The organism is Xenophilus sp. Marseille-Q4582, from assembly GCF_916700565.1.
Lineage (GTDB): Bacteria > Pseudomonadota > Gammaproteobacteria > Burkholderiales > Burkholderiaceae_C > Xenophilus.
Map to the genome: position 1 here is coordinate 212,880 of NZ_CAKAKO010000004.1, position 19,304 is coordinate 232,183.

At 68.2% G+C, this 19,304-nt stretch carries 14 protein-coding genes and 1 pseudogene; 13 read left to right on the plus strand and 2 right to left on the minus strand.

What is annotated here, in order from left to right; all coding sequences use genetic code 11:
• The first annotated feature begins 211 nt into the window (after positions 1-211).
• From LG388_RS16350 to LG388_RS16385, 8 genes and pseudogenes are all read left to right on the plus strand, one after another.
• A complete protein-coding gene (locus LG388_RS16350) occupies positions 212-1,447 on the plus strand; it encodes a porin (RefSeq protein ID WP_225783801.1) in 1,236 nt (411 codons plus the stop codon).
• 292 nt (positions 1,448-1,739) lie between these two features.
• Complete coding sequence (locus LG388_RS16355; protein ID WP_225783802.1) at positions 1,740-3,320, plus strand: ABC transporter substrate-binding protein; 1,581 nt, start codon at positions 1,740-1,742, stop codon at positions 3,318-3,320.
• Positions 3,321-3,534: 214 nt separating this feature from the next.
• Positions 3,535-4,509 (plus strand): annotated as a pseudogene (locus LG388_RS16360) (ABC transporter permease); the annotation flags it as partial.
• Positions 4,510-4,521: 12 nt separating this feature from the next.
• The gene (locus LG388_RS16365; protein WP_225784403.1) at positions 4,522-5,802 is read left to right on the plus strand and encodes a M20 aminoacylase family protein; all 1,281 of its coding nucleotides are present in this window, start codon (positions 4,522-4,524) and stop codon (positions 5,800-5,802) included.
• A gap of 42 nt (positions 5,803-5,844) precedes the next feature.
• Entirely contained in the window at positions 5,845-7,440 is a 1,596-nt protein-coding gene (locus LG388_RS16370) for an ABC transporter substrate-binding protein (RefSeq protein ID WP_225783803.1), read from the plus strand.
• Between the two features lie 103 nt (positions 7,441-7,543).
• Complete coding sequence (locus LG388_RS16375; RefSeq protein ID WP_225783804.1) at positions 7,544-8,455, plus strand: ABC transporter permease; 912 nt, start codon at positions 7,544-7,546, stop codon at positions 8,453-8,455.
• Between the two features lie 15 nt (positions 8,456-8,470).
• Positions 8,471-9,556 (plus strand): ABC transporter ATP-binding protein, encoded by a 1,086-nt coding sequence (locus LG388_RS16380; RefSeq protein WP_225783805.1) that lies wholly within the window; start codon positions 8,471-8,473, stop codon positions 9,554-9,556.
• Positions 9,553-10,602, plus strand: coding sequence for an ABC transporter ATP-binding protein (locus tag LG388_RS16385; RefSeq protein ID WP_225783806.1), 1,050 nt, complete (start codon positions 9,553-9,555; stop codon positions 10,600-10,602). The genes LG388_RS16380 and LG388_RS16385 overlap by 4 nt, the downstream gene beginning before the upstream one ends.
• A 58-nt stretch (positions 10,603-10,660) precedes the next feature.
• Here LG388_RS16385 and zwf read toward each other — a convergent pair whose 3' ends face one another.
• Positions 10,661-12,136 carry a glucose-6-phosphate dehydrogenase gene (zwf, locus tag LG388_RS16390; protein ID WP_225783807.1) on the minus strand — a complete coding sequence of 492 codons (1,476 nt, stop codon included), beginning with the start codon at positions 12,134-12,136 and terminating at the stop codon, positions 10,661-10,663.
• A 178-nt stretch (positions 12,137-12,314) separates the two neighbouring features.
• Here zwf and LG388_RS16395 point away from each other — a divergent pair, with 178 nt between their 5' ends.
• The 4 genes from LG388_RS16395 (at position 12,315) to LG388_RS16410 (ending at position 17,428) form a co-directional block, all read left to right on the plus strand.
• Positions 12,315-13,334 carry an ABC transporter substrate-binding protein gene (locus LG388_RS16395; protein WP_225784404.1) on the plus strand — a complete coding sequence of 340 codons (1,020 nt, stop codon included), beginning with the start codon at positions 12,315-12,317 and terminating at the stop codon, positions 13,332-13,334.
• A 118-nt stretch (positions 13,335-13,452) separates the two neighbouring features.
• Entirely contained in the window at positions 13,453-15,654 is a 2,202-nt protein-coding gene (locus LG388_RS16400; RefSeq protein WP_225783808.1) for an iron ABC transporter permease, read from the plus strand.
• A gap of 13 nt (positions 15,655-15,667) precedes the next feature.
• Positions 15,668-16,714, plus strand: coding sequence for an ABC transporter ATP-binding protein (locus LG388_RS16405; RefSeq protein WP_225783809.1), 1,047 nt, complete (start codon positions 15,668-15,670; stop codon positions 16,712-16,714).
• A 72-nt stretch (positions 16,715-16,786) separates the two neighbouring features.
• Positions 16,787-17,428: an HAD family phosphatase gene (locus tag LG388_RS16410; protein ID WP_225783810.1), complete on the plus strand. Its 642-nt coding sequence runs from the start codon at positions 16,787-16,789 to the stop codon at positions 17,426-17,428.
• A gap of 12 nt (positions 17,429-17,440) precedes the next feature.
• Here the strand turns inward: LG388_RS16410 and LG388_RS16415 are convergent, their stop codons facing one another.
• A complete protein-coding gene (locus tag LG388_RS16415; protein WP_225783811.1) occupies positions 17,441-18,082 on the minus strand; it encodes a lipocalin family protein in 642 nt (213 codons plus the stop codon).
• Between the two features lie 258 nt (positions 18,083-18,340).
• Here LG388_RS16415 and tal point away from each other — a divergent pair, with 258 nt between their 5' ends.
• Positions 18,341-19,291, plus strand: a complete 951-nt coding sequence (tal, locus tag LG388_RS16420; protein WP_225783812.1) for a transaldolase — start codon at positions 18,341-18,343, stop codon at positions 19,289-19,291.
• The last annotated feature ends 13 nt before the right edge of the window (positions 19,292-19,304 follow it).

Here is a 19,304-nt window from a genome sequence, read left to right on the forward strand (position 1 = left end):
CAGGGAGCGGGCAATGTTGCACATCCACAACGAAACGCCGGACCGGCTGCCCATTTGGTCCGATTTGCTTTGCCCTGCCGGGGCGGCTCTGGTGGAATAGCACCAACTTCCCAAAAGGAGGTTGGCCCGGGGACCGGTGGGTTGCGCAATAGCGCCAGCACGGCGAACCCTTCGAACCGGCGCCCCATGTTTAACCTTGGAGAAACTTGCAATGAAAAAATCCCTCGTTGCTCTGGCTGCCCTGGCTGTTGCTGGCGTTGCCTCGGCTCAATCGTCGGTGACCCTGTTCGGTATCGTCGATGCATCGGTCAGCCACGTGACCAACAAGAGCGACCTGTACGTTGCCAACCCCCTGGCTCCCGCGAACATCTGGCTGCCCGGCTCCCTCAAGTCGAGCAAGACGGGTCTGAATAACTCTGCTTACAACAGCAGTCGAATCGGCTTCCGCGGTGTGGAAGACCTGGGCGGCGGCTTGGCTGCCAGCTTCTGGTTGGAAGCGGGCAATATGTCCAACGACGACGGCTCCAACGGTATCAACAACTTCCAGCGTCGTTCGACCGTCAGCCTGTCTGGCAACTTCGGTGAAGTGCGTCTGGGCCGTGACTACAAGCCAACGTTCTGGAACTTCACCGTGTTCGATCCGTTCGGCACGAATGGTGCAGGCACGGCCCTGATCCAGCGCGCTGTGATCGAGCAAGGCAATGTCCGCGCCAGCAACACCATCGGCTACTTCCTGCCGAAGAACCTGGGCGGCTTCTACGGCCAAGTTCAGTACGCTTTCCACGAGAAGGCCAAGTTCAGCAACGACCTGCAAGGTTCGCTGGGTGACGACAGCCGCGGTGGCCGCTACTGGGGTGGCCGCTTCGGCTACGCCAACGGTCCTCTGGACGTTGCCGTGGCTTATGGCGAAACCAACCAAGGTTCGTCGTGGACGGCCGGTTCCAACCACATCGCCAAGAACTTCAACGTTGGCGCCAGCTATGACTTCGGCGTGGTGAAGCTGTTCGGCCAGTACGCTCGCGTCAAGGCCAAGAACGAGTTCTCGAACGACATGGGCGGCTTCAATCCCGCGCAAAAGGGCGACGGCTACCTGCTGGGCCTGACGGCTCCGGTCGGCGCTGGCCTGATCCGCGCGTCGTACGGCCGCGTGACGATCAAGAACGACGTGGATCCGGCGATCTGGCTGGCCAACCCGTTCTACACCGTGGAGCACCCCAAGGCTGACCAACTGGCTGTGGGTTATGTCCACAACCTGTCCAAGCGCACCGCTCTGTACGCCACTGTGGCTTACATCAAGAACAAGAACGGCGCGAACTACAGTGCGGGTTCGGGCAACATCAAGGCCAACTACGTGACCAGCTACACCAGCTCGCTGGGTGGCGCTGCTGGCGTGTACCAGCCGAAGACCTCGATCGGCTACGATCTGGGCATTCGCCACTCCTTCTGATCCGAGGCTGGCTTGACCAGCATCTGATCCCAGAAGATCGAAAGCCACCCGGCGCGAGCCGGGTGGCTTTTTTCATGCTTGGCTCGGGGGCCTGCACGAATGGGCAGGCATTCAGGGCAGCGATGCGCGCACAGCGGTGGGTGGCCGCTGCCGTGTCTTTTGGCCATTGGCGCAAAGCTTGCGTGCCCGCTGTGCCATCACTCGGGAAAGTCCCCGGAGTGATGTCCGTCATCGTGTTTCACATTCACGGGTCGCGGCAAGTTGCCGCCCCCAACCCTCGAGGAGAAACTTTGTGAAGTTCCAACCCGCGTACCTGGCCGCCGTGGCAGCCGCGCTTGCACTGGCAGCGCCAGTGCTGCATGCCAAGACCTTCAAGTGGTCCAGTGCCAGCGACATTCCGACCCTGGACATCCACTCGCAGAACAATGCGCTGGGCAACGGGGTGCACGCGGCCATCTACGACGCGCTGGTCTACTACAACAGCAAGACCTTCAAGCCCGAGCCGCAACTGGCCACGGCCTGGCAGCAGGTGTCGCCCACGCAGATGCGATTCACGCTGCGCACCGGCGTGAAGTTCAGCGACGGCTCGCCGCTGACGGCCGACGACGTGGTGTATTCGCTCACCCGCGCGATGGCCAAGACCTCGAACTACGCGGTGTTCGCGCAGGGCATCGACAAGGTGGTCAAGGTCAACGACAACACCATCGACATCCTGCTCAAGGCGCCCACGCCCACGCTGGTGAACCAGTTGACCGAACTGCGCATCATGAGCCGCGCCTGGGCCGAGAAGAACAAGTCCCTGGAGCCCAAGGACATCAAGACGCAGGAAGAGACCTTCGCGCACCGCAACGCGATGGGCTCCGGTCCCTACATGGTCAAGGAATGGCTGCCCGACCAGCGCCTCGTGCTGGTGGCCAATCCGCATTACTGGGGCAAGAACCCGACGAACGTGACCGAGATCGTGTACCAGCCGATCAAGTCGCAGGCCACGCGCCTGGCCGCGCTGCTGTCCGGCGAAACCGACTTCGTGCTCGACCCGAGTCCGCAGGATCTGGGCCGCCTGCGCAGCAACGCCAACATCAAGGTGCTGGACGGTGCCGAGAACCGCACCATCTTCCTGGGCATGGACCAGCACCGCGACGAACTCGTGGGCTCCAGCGTCAAGGGCAAGAATCCGCTCAAGGACGTGCGCGTGCGCAAGGCGCTGTACCAGGCCATCGACATCAATGCCATCCAGCGCGTGACCCTGCGCGGCCTGGGCGAAGCGACGGGCACGCTGATCTCGCCGCAGGTCAACGGCTGGACCAAGAAGGCCGACGCGCGCTGGCCCTACGACGTGAACGCGGCGCAGAAGCTGCTGGCCGATGCGGGCTATCCGCAGGGCTTCGAAGTCGATTTCGCCTGCCCCAACAACCGCTACATCAACGACGAAGCGGTGTGCCAGGCCATCACGGCCATGTGGGCGCGCGTGGGCGTGAAGGCCAAGCTGCGCACGCTGCCGCTGGTGACCTATTTCCCGATGATCCAGCGCTACGAGGCCAGCATCTACATGCTGGGCTGGGGCGTGCCCACCTTCGACGCGCTGTACAGCCTGCAATCGCTGGTGCGCTCGGTGGGGGCGGGCGGCGATGGCAACTACAACGTGGGCCGCTATTCCAACCCGCAGATGGACGCGTTGATCGAGCGCGTGAAGGTCGAGACCGACCTGAAGAACCGCAACGAACTCATCGAGAAGGCGCTGGTGCTGTCGCATGACGACGTCGCCTACCTGCCGCTGTACAACCAGGTGATCCCCTGGGCCATGAAGAAGAACATCGAGGTGGTGCACCGGGCCGACAACCGGCTCGACTGGCGCCTGATCAAGGTCAACTGACCGGCCGCGTCTGCATTCGGCGGCGCGAAAGAAGGGCTCTGCGGAGCCCTTTCTTGTGCGCGGTCTGCGTGCACCGGCGGGCGCGCGCGAGGGTCTCGAGCGCGCTTGCCCAAAGCCCTTTTCCCGCGCCCTGTTTAGGTGCAAACCCCGGTCTGGAGCGGGGCTGGGCACGGCTATTGCTCTGCTAGCATGCCCCCGAAAACAGCCTCACTGAATGATTGCTTTCATCCTGCGCCGCCTCATCCAGGCCGTGGTCGTCATGGTCGCGGTGGCGTTCATCGCCTTCCTGCTTTTTCAGTACGTCGGGGACCCGGTGACCTTCCTGCTCGGCCAGGACGCGACGCCGGCGCAGATCGCTGAGCTGCGTGCCGCGCTGGGGCTGGACAAGCCTTTCTTCGTGCAGTTCTGGCACTTCCTCGTCAACGCCGCGCAGGGTGAATTCGGGTTGAGCCTGCGCCAGGGCGCGAAAGTCTCCACGCTCATCGCGGAGCGTTTCCCGGCCACGCTGGAGCTGGCGCTGGTGGCCGCCGTGCTGGCGCTGCTGGTGGGCATTCCCATGGGCGTCTATGCGGCCCTGCGCCGCGGCAGCTTCATGAGCCAGGTCTTCATGACCCTCTCGCTGCTCGGCGTGTCGCTGCCCACCTTCCTGATCGGCATCCTGCTGATCCTGGTGTTCGCCGTGCACCTGGGCTGGTTCCCGAGCTTCGGCCGTGGCGACGTGACGCGCCTGGGCTGGTGGAGCACCGGCCTGCTCACGCCCAAGGGCTGGCACCACATCGTGCTGCCGGCCGTGACCCTGGCCATCTTCCAGCTCACGCTGATCATGCGGCTGGTGCGCGCCGAAATGCTGGAAGTGCTGCGCACCGACTACATCAAGTTCGCGCGCGCGCGGGGCCTGTCCAACCGCGCCATCCACTTCGGCCATGCGCTCAAGAACACGCTGGTGCCGGTGATGACCATCACGGGTCTGCAGCTGGGCGGCCTGATCGCCTTCGCCATCATCACCGAGACGGTGTTCCAGTGGCCGGGCATGGGGCTGCTGTTCATCCAGGCCGTGACCTTCGCCGACATCCCGGTCATGGCCGCCTACCTGTGCCTGATCGCGTTGATCTTCGTGGTCATCAACCTGGTCGTGGACCTGCTGTACTTCGCCGTCGACCCGCGCCTGCGCGTGGGCAGGCGGGAGGGCACTGAGATGACGATGGCCTTCGTCACGCCGCGGGCGGAACCCGCCGCACCGCGCCTGCGCGCCGAAGGGCGCGCCTTCGCGCAGATCGCGCGCATGCACCCCGAGCTCACGGCCTTCCGGCGCGACCTGCACGCGCATCCCGAACTGGGTTTCGAAGAGGTCTACACCGCCGGCCGCGTGCGCGAGGCGCTGCGGGCCTGCGGCGTGGACGAGATCCACGAGGGCATCGGCCGCACGGGCGTGGTGGGCGTCATCCGCGGCCGTTCGACGGCCAGTGGCCGCATGCTGGGCCTGCGCGCCGACATGGATGCGCTGCCCATGCAGGAGCAGAACGAATTCGGCTGGTGCTCGGCCAAGTCGGGCCTGATGCACGGCTGCGGCCATGATGGCCACACGGCGATGCTGGTGGGCGCCGCCCGCTACCTGGCCGAGACGCGCCACTTCGACGGCACGGCCGTGCTCATCTTCCAGCCCGGCGAGGAAGGCCACGCCGGCGCACGCGTGATGATCGAGGACGGCCTGTTCGAGCGCTTCCCGGTGAATGCGGTCTACGCGATGCACAACTGGCCCGCCATGCCGGTAGGCACGGTGGGCATCAACCGCGGCGCGATGATGGCCGCCGCCGACCGCATCACCATCGACATCACGGGCAAGGGCGGCCACGGCGCCCACGCCTACCAGACGGTGGACCCGGTGCTGGTTTCGGCCCACATCATCACGGCCGCGCAGAGCATCGTCTCGCGCAACGTGCGGCCCATCGACGCGGCCGTCATCAGCCTGTGCGCGATGCAGGCGGGCGACGTGGACGCATTCAGCGTGATTCCCGGTTCGGCGCGGCTGGTGGGCACGGTGCGCACCTTCAACCTGCGCGTGCAGAACCAGGTCGAGCATCGGCTCAAGGAACTGTGCACGTCCGTGGCCGCGGCCTTCGGCGCCACGGCCAGCGTCAAGTACGAGCGCATCTATCCCGCCACCATCAACACGGCGCCCGAAGCCATGTTCGCGGCCGACGTGGCCGAATCGCTGGTGGGCGCGCACAACGTGGACCGGCACCTGGAGCCGAGCATGGGCGCGGAAGACTTCTCCTTCATGCTGCAGCACAAGGCCGGCGCCTACCTGCGCATCGGCCAGGACGTGCGCGACGGGGCGTACCTGCACAACCCGCGCTACGACTTCAATGACGAGATCCTGCCACTCGGGGCGGCGCTGCATGCCAGCCTGATCGAGCAGGGCATGCCGCTGGCGGGTACCTCCGGCGCGGCGCAAGAGAACGCTGCCACCGCGGCGAATTGACCGGCGTCATTGCACGCTTCGCAACCCGAGGAGTCTCCTTCCATGATCTTCAAGAAGTCCCTGGCCGCCACGGCGGCGATGTCGGCCCTCGCCTCCACCCTGGTGCTGGCCAGCTTCGGCGCGCAAGCGCAGACGGTGCGCATCGCCAACCAGGGTGACGCGCTGTCGCTCGATCCGCATTCGCTCAACGAATCGCTGCAGTTGAGCATCGCCTCGAACGTCTACGAAGGGCTGACGGACCGCAACAAGGACCTGAGCCTGGCGCCGGGCCTGGCTACGAGCTGGAAGCAGACCTCGCCCTCGGTCTGGCGCTTCGAGCTGCGCAAGAACGTGCAGTTCCACGACGGCACGCCCTTCACGGCCGACGACGTGATCTTCAGCTTCGCGCGCGCGGCCGGCGATGGCTCGGACGTGAAGGCCAAGGTCAACGACATCAAGGAAGTGCGCAAGGTCGACAGCCACACGGTGGACATCGAGACCAAGGGCCCGTTCCCCATCCTGCCCGAGGTGCTCGCCGACATGTTCATCATGAGCAAGAAGTGGAGCGAGGACAACAAGGCCGAGCGCCCGGTGGACCGCCGCAAGGGCATCGAGAACGCGGCTTCCTTCAAGGCCAACGGCACCGGCCCGTACCGCGTGCGCGAGCGCCAGCCCGACGTGCGCACGGTCTTCGTGCGCAACGGCACCTACTGGGGCAAGATCGAGGGCAACGTGCAGGAGGTGGTGTTCCAGCCCATCGCCAACCCGGCCACGCGCGTGGCCGCGCTGATCTCGGGACAGGTCGACGTGATGGAACCGATCCCGGTGCAGGACATCCCGCGCGTGAACGGCAACGCCAGCACGCGCGCCATCGTCGGGCCCGAGATGCGCACCATCTTCCTGGGCATGGACCAAAAGCGCGACGAGCTGCTGTATTCCAGCGTGAAGGGCAAGAACCCCTTCAAGGACAAGCGCGTGCGCCAGGCCTTCTACCAGGCCATCGACATCAACGCGATCCAGAAGACGGTGATGCGCGGCGCCTCCAAGCCCACGGCATTGATGGTCGGCCCCGGCATCAACGGCTGGACCGAAGCGCAGGACAAGCGCCTGCCCTACGACCCGGAAGCCTCCAAGAAGCTGCTGGCTGACGCCGGCTATCCGCAGGGCTTCGAGGTGACCATGAACTGCCCGAACGACCGCTACGTGAATGACGCGCAGGTCTGCCAGGCGGTGGCGGCCAACCTGGCGCGCGTGGGCATCAAGATCAACCTGGCGGCCGAGACCAAGGGCACCTACTTCCCCAAGATCCTGCGCCGCGACACCAGCTTCTATCTGCTGGGCTGGACGCCTTCGACCTACGATTCGCACAATGCGCTCAATGCCCTGATGCGCACTCCCGACGACAAGACGGGCGACGGCCAGTTCAACCTGGGCTCGTACAGCAACCCGAAGGTGGACGAACTGACGGTGAAGGTGCAATCCGAAGGCGACATGGCCAAGCGCACGGCCATGATCAAGGAGGCCTTCCAGCTGCATGCGGACGACATCGGCCACCTGCCGCTGCACCAGCAGTCGCTGGCCTGGGGCGTGAGCAAGAAGGTCGAGCTGACGCAGCGCGCCGACAACTTCATGACCTTCAAGTGGATGAGCGTCAAGTAAGCCACGCGTAATGGCGCGCCGGGCGGGCGGCAGGGCCGCCGCCCGGCTGCGCCTGCAGCGCATTGCCGTGTGCCCAGGGACGGCACGGCCACAGAAACCCCCGATGAAAAAAACGCTTGCCCGCTGGCTCGACAGCGATGTCGGCTACAGCTTCCGCACCTCGCCCGTGGCCATCACGGCGGCGCTCATCGCGTTCGTGTGCATCTTCTGTTCGGTGTTCGCCAACTGGGTGGCACCGCACAACCCCTTCGACCTGGCCTCGCTGGAACTGGGCGATGCGCGCCTGCCGCCCATGTGGTCGGAGGGCGGCAGCGCCAAGTACGTGTTCGGCACCGACGACCAGGGCCGCGACATCCTCTCGGCGCTGATCTACGGCGCGCGCATCTCGCTCGTGGTGGGCGTGGTGTCGGTGCTGCTGTCGGTCTTCGTGGGGGTGCTGCTGGGCCTGCTGGCCGGCTTCGTCGGCGGCTGGCTCGACGCCTTCCTCATGCGCGTGTGCGACGTGATGCTGTCTTTTCCGCCCATCCTGGTGGCGCTGCTCATCGCCGGCGTGGGCCGCGCGCTGTTTCCGAACGCGCACGAGTCCCTGGCCTTCGGCGTGCTGATCATCTCGATCTCGCTCACGGGCTGGGTGCAGTACGCGCGCACGGTGCGCGGCTCCACGATGGTGGAGCGCAACAAGGAATATGTGCAGGCCGCGCGCGTGACGGGCGTCTCGCCGCTGCGCATCATGCTGCGCCATGTGCTGCCCAACGTGACCGGGCCGGTGCTCGTGCTGGCCACCATCCAGGTGGCCACGGCCATCATCACCGAGGCCACGCTGTCCTTCCTGGGCGTGGGTGTGCCGCCCACCTCGCCCTCGCTGGGCACGCTGATCCGCGTGGGCAACGACTACCTGTTCTCGGGCGAATGGTGGATCACTGTCTTCCCGGGCGTGATGCTGGTGCTGATCGCGCTGAGCGTGAACCTGCTGGGCGACTGGCTGCGCGACGCGCTCAACCCCCGCCTGCGCTGAAGAAGGAACCCCGCCATGAGCCTTCTTCAAGTCAAGAACCTGGTCGTCGAGTTCCCCAACCGCCGCGGCACGCTGCGCGCGCTCGACGACATTTCCTTCGAGATCGCGCCGGGCGAGATCCTCGGCGTGGTGGGCGAATCGGGGGCCGGCAAGTCGCTCACGGGCGCGGCCATCATCGGCCTGCTGGAGCCGCCGGGCCGCGTCGCCGGCGGGCAGATCCTGCTCGAAGGCCAGCGCATCGACAACCTCGGCTACGAGCCGATGCGCCACATCCGCGGGCGCAAGATCGGGGCGATCTTCCAGGACCCGCTGACCTCGCTGAACCCGCTGTATACCGTGGGCCGGCAATTGATCGAGACCATCCGCACGCACCTGGACGTGAGCGAGGCCCAGGCGCGCCAGCGCGCCATCGAGCTGCTCAAGGACACCGGCATCCCGGCCGCCGAGCAGCGCATCGACCACTACCCGCACCAGTTCTCGGGCGGCATGCGCCAGCGCGTGGTGATCGCGCTGGCCTTGGCGGCCGAGCCCAAGCTGATCGTGGCCGACGAGCCGACCACGGCGCTGGACGTGTCGATCCAGGCGCAGATCATCCAGTTGCTCAAGAAGCTGTGCCGCGAGCGCGGCGCGGCCGTGATGCTGATCACCCACGACATGGGCGTGATCGCCGAGACCTGCGACCGCGTGGCCGTGATGTACGCGGGCCGCATCGCCGAGATCGGCCCGGTGCACGAGGTCATCCACCAGCCCGCACACCCCTACACGGGCGGGCTCATGGCCTCCATTCCCGACATGGACAGCGACCGCGAGCGCCTGAACCAGATCGATGGCGCGATGCCGCGCCTCAATGCGATTCCCAAGGGCTGCGCCTACAACCCGCGCTGCCCGCGCGTGTTCGACCGCTGCCTGCAGGAGCGGCCCGAGCTGATCCATGCCGGCGTGACGCGTGCCGCCTGCTGGCTGCACGACGCCACCGACCCGCACCACGGCCATGCGGCGCTGTTGCAGGAACATGAACGGCAGCAGGCGCAGGGCGAGCGCGCCGCGCCGGACCCGGCCGCGCCGCTGGCGGCGGCCGTTGCCCAGGAGGTCGCACGATGAGCGCCGTGATGGAACCCAGCCAGACCCGCGGGGCAGCCCGGACGCCTTCGGCGGGCAAGCCCCTGGTGGTCGCCCATGACCTGGCCAAGACCTTCGACGTTTCGGCGCCCTGGCTCAACCGCGTGCTCGAGCGCAAGCCGCGCACCCTGCTGCATGCCGTCGACGGCGTAAGCTTCGAGATCGAGCGCGGCAAGACGCTGGCGCTGGTGGGCGAATCCGGCTGTGGCAAGAGCACGGTGGCGCGCCTGCTGGTGGGCCTGTACGAGCCCACGCGCGGCGGCATGCACTTCGACGGGCAGGATGCGCACGCGGCTTTTAAAACGGCCGAAGGCCGCAAGCTGCGCAAGCGCATCCAGATGATCTTCCAGGACCCGTACGCGAGCCTGAACCCGCGCTGGATCGTGGAGGACATCATCGCCGAGCCGATGCGCGAGCACGGCCTCCTGAGTGGCAAGGAGGCTGTCAAGGCCCGCGTCGGCGAGCTGCTGCAGTCGGTGGGCCTGTCGCCGCTGGACATGGTCAAGTACCCGCACCAGTTCTCGGGCGGGCAGCGCCAGCGCATTTCCATCGCGCGCGCGCTGGCCACGGCGCCCGAGTTCCTGGTCTGCGACGAGCCGACCTCGGCGCTGGACGTGAGCGTGCAGGCGCAGGTGCTCAACATCATGAAGGACCTGCAGCGCGAGCGCGGGCTGACCTACCTGTTCATCTCGCACAACCTCGCGGTGGTGCGCCATGTGAGCGACCAGGTGGGCGTGATGTACCTGGGCCGGCTGGTGGAGCTGGCCGACAAGGCCGAGCTGTTCGCGCGCCCGCGCCACCCCTACACGCGCATGCTGCTGGACGCGATCCCGCAGATGCACGCCACGGGCCGTTCGCGCACGCCGGTGCAGGGCGAGGTGCCCAACCCGCTGAACCCGCCCACGGGCTGCGCCTTCCACCCGCGCTGCCCGCACGCCAATGCGCGCTGCTCGGCCGAGCGGCCGGCGCTGCTGTCCATCGGCGGCGTGCGCGTGGCCTGCCACGCGGTGGAGGAAGGGCGGATCTGAGCGAGCCACCGCGGCGCGGCCAGGCAGCGCCCTCAGGCGCGCGCGGCCGCCGGCCTCATCACTGCTCCTCGCTCCAGGCGTTGCCGTCGCGCGCGATCATGGCGCTGGACGCGCTCGGCCCCCAGGTGCCGGCCGCATAGGGCCGCGGGCCGTTGTCGGTCTGCCAGGCCTCGAGCAGCGGCTCGACCCAGCGCCACGCCTCTTCCTGCTCGTCGCTGCGCACGAACAGGTTCAGCCGGCCCTCGATCACGTCCAGCAGCAGGCGTTCGTAGGCGCCCACGCGCTCGCTGCCGAAGCGCTGGTCGAAGTCCAGGTTCAGCTGCACCGGCGCCAGCGGCGCCATGCCGCCGCGCACGCCGGCCTGTGTGCTCACGCGCTGGCTCTGGGATTGCGCCACCAGGTGCAGCTCCAGCCCGTCCTTGGGCTGCAGGTTGATCACCAGCTTGTTCGCGAAGCCCGCCGGCGCGCGGAAGATCGCATGCGGCGTCGGGCGGAAGTTGACCTCGATGCGCGCGTCGCGCGAGGCCAGCCGCTTGCCGGTGCGGATGTAGAAGGGCACGCCGGCCCAGCGCCAGTTGGCGATCTCGGCGCGCAGGGCGACGAAGGTCTCGGTGCGGCTGGCCGGGTCGATGCCCGGTTCCTCGCGGTAGCCGGCCACCCGCTCGCCATAGGCCGTGCCCGCCGTGTACTGGCCGCGCACGGCATGCAGGCCCAAGGTCTCGGGTGTCCAGGGCTTGAGCGCGCGCAGCACCTTGAGCTTCTCGTCGCGCAGCGCGTCCGCATGCGCGTTGATGGGCGGCTCCATCGCCACCGCGCATAGCAGCTGCAGCGCGTGGTTCTGCACCATGTCGCGCAGGGCGCCGGTCTGGTCGTAGAAGCTGCCGCGCTTTTCCACGCCCACTTCCTCGGCGATGGTGATCTCGATGCTCGCGATGTATTCGCGCCGCCACAGCGGCTCGAACAGCGCATTGCCGAAGCGCATGGCGAAGAGGTTCTGCACCGAGGGCTTGCCCAGGTAATGGTCGATGCGGAAGATCTGCCGCTCTTCCAGCACCTCGGCCACGGCGCGGTTGATGGCGCGGTTGGAGGCCAGGTCGTGGCCCAGCGGCTTTTCCAGCACGAGCCGGGTGTTCGGCCCGTTCAGGCCGGCCGCGGCGATCTGCTGGGCGGTCTGCGTGAACAGCGAAGGCGCCGTGGCCAGGTACATCACGACGCGCTCGGCGCTGCGCTCGCGCAGCTTGTGCGCGAGGCGTTCGTAGTCCTTCGGCTGCGACAGGTCCATGCGCAGGTAGTCCAGCAGCGAGGCGAAGCGCTTGAACTCCTCGGGCGAAGGCCGCTTGGCGCCTTCCACGGCGCCGAAGCGCGAGCCGATCAGCTCGCGGTACTGGTCGTCGGTCAGCTCGTCGCGGGCCACGCCGATGATGCGCCCGCCTTCGGGCAGGCTGCCATGGCGAAAGGCCTGGAAGAGGGCGGGCATCAGCTTGCGCCAGGCCAGGTCGCCAGTGCCGCCGAACAGAACAAGGTCGAAGCTCATGGAGCAGGGCTTTCGGAGATCGTGAATTTGTGCAGGGGGCGCCGCGCGGAGTTGTCCCCGCGCCGACGCCCGGACACTTTAACGGTACTTCCACGCATGCCCGAGACGCCGTTGCGCCGCTATGCTCCCGCCCCCGGCCCGCGTGGCCATCCAAATACCATGCCAGAGTGAACTCGTGATGACAAAACCTTTGAAAGCACTCGTCGCCGTGGCGGCGCTCGCGGCCAGCCTGGGCGCTTCGGCGCAGCAGGTGAACGTGATCTGCTCCGTGCAGGCCGACTGGTGCAACATGATCGCCACGGTCTACGCCAGGACCACGGGCGTGAAGATCAACCTCGCGCTCAAGGGCTCGGGCGAGGCGCTGGCCCAGCTGATCGCCGAGCGCGACAACCCCAAGACCGACGTCTGGTTCGGCGGCACGGGCGACCCGCACCTGCAGGCCGCCGAGCAGGGCCTGACCCTGGAGTACAAGTCGCCCAGCCTCGCGCAGCTGTACCCGTGGGCGCAGCAGCAGGCGCAGCAGGCCGGCTACAAGACCGTGGGCGTCTACCTGGGACCGTTGGGTTTCGGCTACAACACCGAGCTCTTGGCCAAGAAGAAGATCGCCGCGCCCAAGAGCTGGGCCGACCTGCTCAAGCCCGAGTACAAGGGCGAGGTGCAGGTGGCCAACCCCGCGTCCAGCGGCACGGCCTACACCATGATCGCCACGCTGGTGCAGCTGATGGGCGAGGACAAGGCCTTCGACTACCTGAAGGCCCTGCACAGGAACGTGGGCCAGTACACGCGCTCGGGCACCGGCCCGATCAAGGCCGTGGCGCGCGGCGAGACGGCCGTGTCGATCAGCTTCGTGCATGACGCCCCGCAAGAGAAGATGCAGGGCTTCCCGGTCGAGACCGTGACGCCCAGCGAGGGCACGGGCGCCGAGATCGGCTCCATGAGCATCATCAAGGGCGCGCGCAACCTGGAGCAGGCCAAGAAGTTCTACGAGTGGGCGCTGACGCCTTCCGCACAGGCCTTCGGCGCCGCGACCCGGCAGTACCAGCTGCCGTCGAACAAGGCCACGCCCGTGGACCCGAACGTGCCCGACCTCAAGAAGATCAAGCTGATCGACTACGACTACAAGAAGTACGGCGCCAGCGCCGAGCGCCGCCGCCTGATCGCGCGCTGGGAGAAGGAAGTCAATTCGCTGCCGCGCTGATGGCACGCATGGCGCCTGTGGCGCTGTCGGCACCGCCGGTGCCTGCCCGCCCGCGCTCCGCGCGGGGCGGGCGCCGCCGCTTCGCCCCGCGGGAAGCGGCCTGCCTGGAATCCTGTTCATGACGCATCGCCCCAACGGCGCGGTCTGGCTGTGCATTGCGGCTGGCTTGCTCGCCTATCTCGTGCTGCCCTGGTATGCCATCCAGGACACCAGCTGGTTCCAGGCCTGGCCTGGCGTGTTCTCCGCAGGGGATGCGGCCAATGGCCTGTTGCAGGCCTTCCGGCAGGGCCGCAGCTGGCTGCTCGTGGGGCTGCTGGGCCTGGGCCTGGCCACCGTCGGTGCGCTGCAGCGGCCGGGCCGCGCGCAGGGCCGCTGGCTGCTGGCCGGCGGTGCGATCGGTGCAGTGGGGCTGGCGGTGGCAGGCTTCGCTATCGGCGCACGCGGCTGGAGCTTCGAGGCGCTGAACGCCGCCTTCGGCGAGCTGGCCGTGAACCAGTTCGGCATCGGGATCGGCGGCTTCATCGTGCTCACGGCGCTGATCTTCCTGGCCGCCTTCGGCCTCGCGCGCCTGGGCTTCTTCCGCGGCGACCTCTTCGTGTCGGCGGCCGTGATCGGCTGCGCGGTGCTGCTGCTGCTCTTCATCGCCTACCCGGTGGGCAAGGCGCTGTCGGCGGCCTTTCTGACCGAGGAGCGCGAATGGTCGCTGGCCGCCTTCTTCGCGCGCGTGTTCACCGAGCGCATCTGGGGCCTGTCCTGCCTGTCGGGCGGCTCGGCCTGCGGCGTGGCCTGGAACACGCTGCTGCTGGCGCTGCTCACGGCCACGGGCACGACGGTGCTTGGCACCCTGATGGCGCTGATGGCCGAGCGCGGCAGCCGGCGCATGCAGGGGCCGCTGCGCGTGATCGCGCTGCTGCCCATCATCACGCCGCCCTTCGTGGTCGGCCTGGGGCTGATCCTGCTTTTCGGCCGCGCGGGCGTGGTCAACCAGGTGCTGGAGAACTGGTTCGGCCTGCCGCCCACGCGCTGGTTCTACGGCCTGCCGGGCATCCTCACGGCGCAGCTCTTCGCCTTCACGCCCATCGCCTTCATGATCATGCGCGGGGTGGTGCAGGGCATTGCGCCCAGCCTGGAAGAAGCGGCGCTGATGCTGCGCGCCGACCGCTGGCGCACCTTCAAGACGGTGACGCTGCCGCTGCTCAAGCCGGGCCTGGCCAACGCCTTCCTGGTCGGCTTCATCGAGAGCATCGCCGACTTCGGCAACCCGGTGGTGGTGGGCGGCCAGTACAGCGTGCTGTCCACCGACATCTTCTTCGCCATCGTCGGCGCGCAGTACGACCAGGGCCGTGCGGCCTCGTTGGCCTGGGTGCTGACGATCTTCGCGCTGGGCGTGTTCGCGCTGCAGCGCGGCGTGCTGGGCAAGCGCAGCTACACCACCGTGAGCGGCAAGGGCGATGCCGGCATCGCCATGCCGCTGCCGGACGGCGTGCGCCGCGCCTGCCAGGGCATCGCGCTGCCCTGGATCGCCTTCACCGTCGTCGTCTACCTGTTCGCCTTCGCGGGCGGCTTCGTCCAGACCTGGGGCCGCGACTACACGCCCACGCTCAAGCATTTCGCGACCGCCTTCTCGCTCGAATGGGGCGAATTCGGCCTGGTGTGGGCCGGCACGGCGTGGAACTCGCTGATCACCACCGTCAAGCTGGCCGGTATCTCGGCGCCCATCACGGCGGCCGTGGGCCTCTTGATCGCCTGGCTGCTGGCGCGCAACGAGTTCAAAGGGCAGGGCGCCTTCGAGTTCGCCGCGCTGCTGGCCTTCGCCATTCCGGGCACGGTGCTGGGCGTGAGCTACATCCTGGCCTTCAACGTGCCGCCGCTGGAGTTGACGGGTACCGGGCTGGTCATCATCCTGTGCTTCATGTTCCGCAACCTGCCGGTGGGCGTGCGCGCGGGCACGGCCGCCTTCAAGCAGCTGGACCGTTCGCTCGACGAGGCCTCGCTGATGCTGCGCGCCTCCACCGCGCAGACGCTGTTCCGCGTGGTGCTGCCGCTGCTCAAGCCGGCCCTGGTGGCCGCGCTGGTCTACAGCTTCGTGCGCGCCATGACCACCGTGAGCGCCGTGATCTTCCTGGTCACGGCCGAGAACGAGCTGGCCACCACCTACATCATCGGCCGCGTGGGCAACGGCGACTACGGCGTGGCGCTGGCCTATTGCACGGTGCTGATCGTGCTGATGTCGCTGGCCATCGCGCTGATCCAGCTCCTGGTCGGGGAACGCAAGCTGGGCCGGCGCAAGGCGGGCGCGGCCCCCGTCGCCGCGCATTGAAGGAAAGAACACCATGAGCAACGGCATCGAATTCCGCAACATCACCAAGCGCTACGGCAGCGACCGGAACGCGCCGCTGGCCGTCAAGGGCATCAGCTTCGAGGTGCCGCAGGGCACGCTGACGACCATCCTCGGCCCCTCGGGCTGCGGCAAGACCACCACCTTGCGCATGATCGCGGGGCTGGAGTCGCCGACCTCGGGGCAAATCCTCATGGGCGGGCGCGACGTGACCACGCTCGGCCCGGCCGAGCGCAACGTGTCGATGATGTTCCAGAGCTACGCGCTCTTCCCGCACATGAGCGTGGTCGAGAACGTGGCCTACGGCCTGCGCATGAGCGGCCAGAAGAAGGCCGAGGCGCGGGCCCGCGCCACCGAGGCGCTCAAGGGCGTCGGCCTGGTCGGCTTCGACGAGCGCCTGCCCAGCGAACTCTCGGGCGGGCAGCAGCAGCGCGTGGCGCTGGCGCGCGCGCTGGTGCTCGAGCCGGCCGTGCTGCTCTTCGACGAGCCGCTCTCGAACCTGGACGCGCGCCTGCGCCGCGAGATGCGCGAGGAGATCCGCGCGATCCAGCAGCGCCTGCAGCTCACGGTGGCCTACGTCACGCACGACCAGAGCGAGGCGCTGGCCGTGTCGGACCAGATCATCGTGATGGACCACGGCGTGATCGCCCAGCGTGGCACGCCCGAAGAGCTGTACAGCCGGCCGCAGAGCGAGTTCGTGGCCGGCTTCATGGGCGAGGCCATGGTCTTCCCCGGCCAGGCCCAGGCCGACGGCCGCGTGCTGCTGGGGCCGCTGGCGATCGTGCCGCGGCATGCGGTGCCGGCCGGCCCGGTCAAGGTCGCGGTGCGGCCCGAAGCCTGGCAGATCGGCGAGGCCGGCGGGGTGCCCGCGACGCTGAAGAAGGCGTCCTACCTGGGCAGCTTCTACGAATACGGCTTCGACACGCCGCTGGGTGCGGTGTTCGTGGTCTCCTCCGACCTCGCGCGGCCGCTGGCGCCGGGCGCACAGACCACGCTGGCGCTGGGCACGCACGGCGTGTCGGTGGTGCCGCAGGCGGCCTGACCCGCAGCCGCCGCGCCGCGCCAAGACCCGGCATGCCGCTCAGGCACGCGCGCGGACGGACAATGCGGTGCCATGAATGTGGTGTTCGACTTGGGCGCGGTGCTGATCGGCTGGGAGCCGGCGCGCTTGGTGCAGGCGCATTTTCCGCAGCGGGCGCCCACGGAAGCTGCGGCCATGCAATTGGCGCGGGCGCTGTTCCAGCACGAGGACTGGCTGAACTTCGACGCCGGGCTGCGCAGCCTCGACGACGTGGTGGCGCGCAGCGCGCAGCGGCTGGAATTGCCGGCGCACCAGTTGCAGGACCTGCTGGGCCCGCTGGGCGAGCGTCTGCAGCCCATTCCCGAAACCGAGGCGCTGCTGCGCGCGCTGCACGCCCACCGGGCCAGGCAGCCCGGCCTGCGCCTCTTTTACCTGTCGAACATGCCGCAGCCCTACGCGCGGGCACTGGAGCGCCGCCTGGGCTTGTTCGAATGCTTCGACGGCGGTGTGTTCTCGGGCGACGTAAAGCGCATCAAGCCGCACGAGGAGATCTACCAATTGCTGGCCTGGCGGCACCAGTTGGAAGCCGAGCGCACGCTGTTCATCGACGACACCGCCGCCAACGTGGAGATGGCGCGGGCCCTGGGCTGGAGCGCCATCCATTGCACGGCGCCGGCCGCGCTGCCGGCGCAGGTGTGGAAGCGTCTGGCCGAGCAGGCCGGCTCCCCTCGCTGAACGGTGGAAGGATCAGCCGCCCGCCCCAGGTGCACTGCGCACCACGCGGTCCACGTCGAAGCCCAGGGTGCGCGCGTACTCCAGCTCGGCCTGCAGCGCGCCTTCGCTCAGGTGCGGCACGCGCGACAGCACCCACAGGAACTTCCGGTCCGGCGTGCCGACCAGCGCGACCTGGTACTCGCGGTCCAGCTTGAGCACCCAGTAATCGCCCCAGACCAGCGGCAGCCAGCCCAGCCAGGACGGCGCGAAGCGCACTTCCAGGCGCCCGGCGCCCGGCAGGCCCGGTACAGGCACCGGGCGGGCTTCGCCCACGACCTCGTCGATGCGGCCGTCTTCCAACACGCAGCGGTTGCGCACCTGGATGTGGCCGTTGGGCAGCGGCGTGTATTCCGCCGTCACAGGGCCCGCGCATTCCTTCTGGAAGCGGTTGGGCAGGCGGGCCTGCTCGTGCCACAGCCCGGCGTAGCGCTTGAAATCCACCGGCGCCACGACCTGCAGCGGTGCGCGCATCAACGGTGCGCCGTCGGCCGGCCCGGCCGGCTGGGCGCGGGCCCGGGTCGCGTGCATGGCCATCAGGGCCGCTGCACTGCCCACGCAGAAGGCCAGCGCCAGCGTGCCGATGCGGTGGCTGGTGGCTTCGTCGTCGAAGGGCATGGGCGGGGGAGGCGGGCGACGTGACATGCAGGAATCTCCAGGGGCGACGGACCGGGCGACGGGGCAGCGGCGCATCGACCTGCCCGGTCAAAAGATGGCTTCTTGCAGCCTAGGGGAGCGGCGGCCCCGCCCCTGTCAGCCGGCAGCGCGCAGTGCCGTGCGCCGCGGGCGCGGCGCCGGGCCCGATGCCGGCGCCACTGTGCGGCCCGCGCCCCGCTGCGCGGCCAGCCGATCGACGGGGCGCTGGATAATGAAGCGATGAACCAACTCGACGCCCTCCGCCAATGGACCACCGTGGTCGCCGACACCGGTGACTTCCGCCAGCTCGCCCAGTTCAAGCCCCAGGACGCGACCACCAACCCGTCGCTGATCCTCAAGGCGGTGCAGAAGCCCGAGTACCGCCCGCTGCTGGACCAGGCGCTGGCGCAGCATGCGGGCAAGGCGCTGGACGAGATCATCGATCGCCTGCTGGTGCGCTTCGGCGCCGAAATTCTGTCGGTGGTGCCGGGCCGCGTCTCCACCGAAGTGGACGCGCGCCTGAGCTTCGACACCGCGGCCACCGTCGCGCGGGCCGAACGCATCGTGGCGCTGTACCGCGCCGAGGGCATCGACGTGGAAAAGCGCCTGCTGATCAAGATCGCCTCCACCTGGGAAGGCATCGAGGCCGCGCGCCGGCTGGAAGCGCAGGGCATCCACACCAACCTGACGCTGCTGTTCTCCTTCGCGCAGGCCGTGGCCTGCGGCGCGGCGCGCGTGCAGCTGATCTCGCCTTTCGTGGGCCGCATCTACGACTGGTACAAGAAGTCGGCCGGCAGCGCCTGGGACGAGGCCGCGAACGCGGGCGCCAACGACCCCGGCGTGAAGTCGGTGCGCCAGATCTTCAACTACTACAAGCGCCACGGCATCGCCACCGAGGTGATGGGCGCGAGCTTCCGCAACACCGGCCAGATCGCCGCGCTGGCCGGCTGCGACCTGCTGACCATCAGCCCCGAACTGCTGGCCGAGCTGGCGGCCAGCGAGGCGCCGCTGGCCCATGCGCTGGACGCGCAGGCGGCCCGTGCGCTCGACATCCCCGCGGTCGAACTGAACGAGGCGGCCTTCCGCTACGCCCTCAACGAGGACGCGATGGCGACCGAGAAGCTGGCCGAGGGCATCCGCGCCTTCGCGGCCGATGCCGTGAAGCTCGAAAAGCTGATGCAGTCCGCCTGAGCGCGCAGGCGAG

Excerpts from the sequence above, each read along its gene's own strand:
- LG388_RS16350 (WP_225783801.1), top strand. The coding sequence starts at position 212 with ATGAAAAAATCCCTCGTTGCTCTGGCTGCCCTGGCTGTTGCTGGCGTT.
- LG388_RS16365 (WP_225784403.1), top strand. The coding sequence starts at position 4,522 with ATGGCCTTCGTCACGCCGCGGGCGGAACCCGCCGCACCGCGCCTGCGC.
- LG388_RS16370 (WP_225783803.1), top strand. The coding sequence starts at position 5,845 with ATGATCTTCAAGAAGTCCCTGGCCGCCACGGCGGCGATGTCGGCCCTC.
- LG388_RS16375 (WP_225783804.1), top strand. The coding sequence starts at position 7,544 with ATGAAAAAAACGCTTGCCCGCTGGCTCGACAGCGATGTCGGCTACAGC.
- LG388_RS16380 (WP_225783805.1), top strand. The coding sequence starts at position 8,471 with ATGAGCCTTCTTCAAGTCAAGAACCTGGTCGTCGAGTTCCCCAACCGC.
- LG388_RS16385 (WP_225783806.1), top strand. The coding sequence starts at position 9,553 with ATGAGCGCCGTGATGGAACCCAGCCAGACCCGCGGGGCAGCCCGGACG.
- zwf (WP_225783807.1), bottom strand. The coding sequence starts at position 12,136 with ATGAGCTTCGACCTTGTTCTGTTCGGCGGCACTGGCGACCTGGCCTGG.
- LG388_RS16395 (WP_225784404.1), top strand. The coding sequence starts at position 12,315 with ATGACAAAACCTTTGAAAGCACTCGTCGCCGTGGCGGCGCTCGCGGCC.
- LG388_RS16400 (WP_225783808.1), top strand. The coding sequence starts at position 13,453 with ATGACGCATCGCCCCAACGGCGCGGTCTGGCTGTGCATTGCGGCTGGC.
- LG388_RS16405 (WP_225783809.1), top strand. The coding sequence starts at position 15,668 with ATGAGCAACGGCATCGAATTCCGCAACATCACCAAGCGCTACGGCAGC.
- LG388_RS16410 (WP_225783810.1), top strand. The coding sequence starts at position 16,787 with ATGAATGTGGTGTTCGACTTGGGCGCGGTGCTGATCGGCTGGGAGCCG.
- LG388_RS16415 (WP_225783811.1), bottom strand. The coding sequence starts at position 18,082 with ATGCCCTTCGACGACGAAGCCACCAGCCACCGCATCGGCACGCTGGCG.
- tal (WP_225783812.1), top strand. The coding sequence starts at position 18,341 with ATGAACCAACTCGACGCCCTCCGCCAATGGACCACCGTGGTCGCCGAC.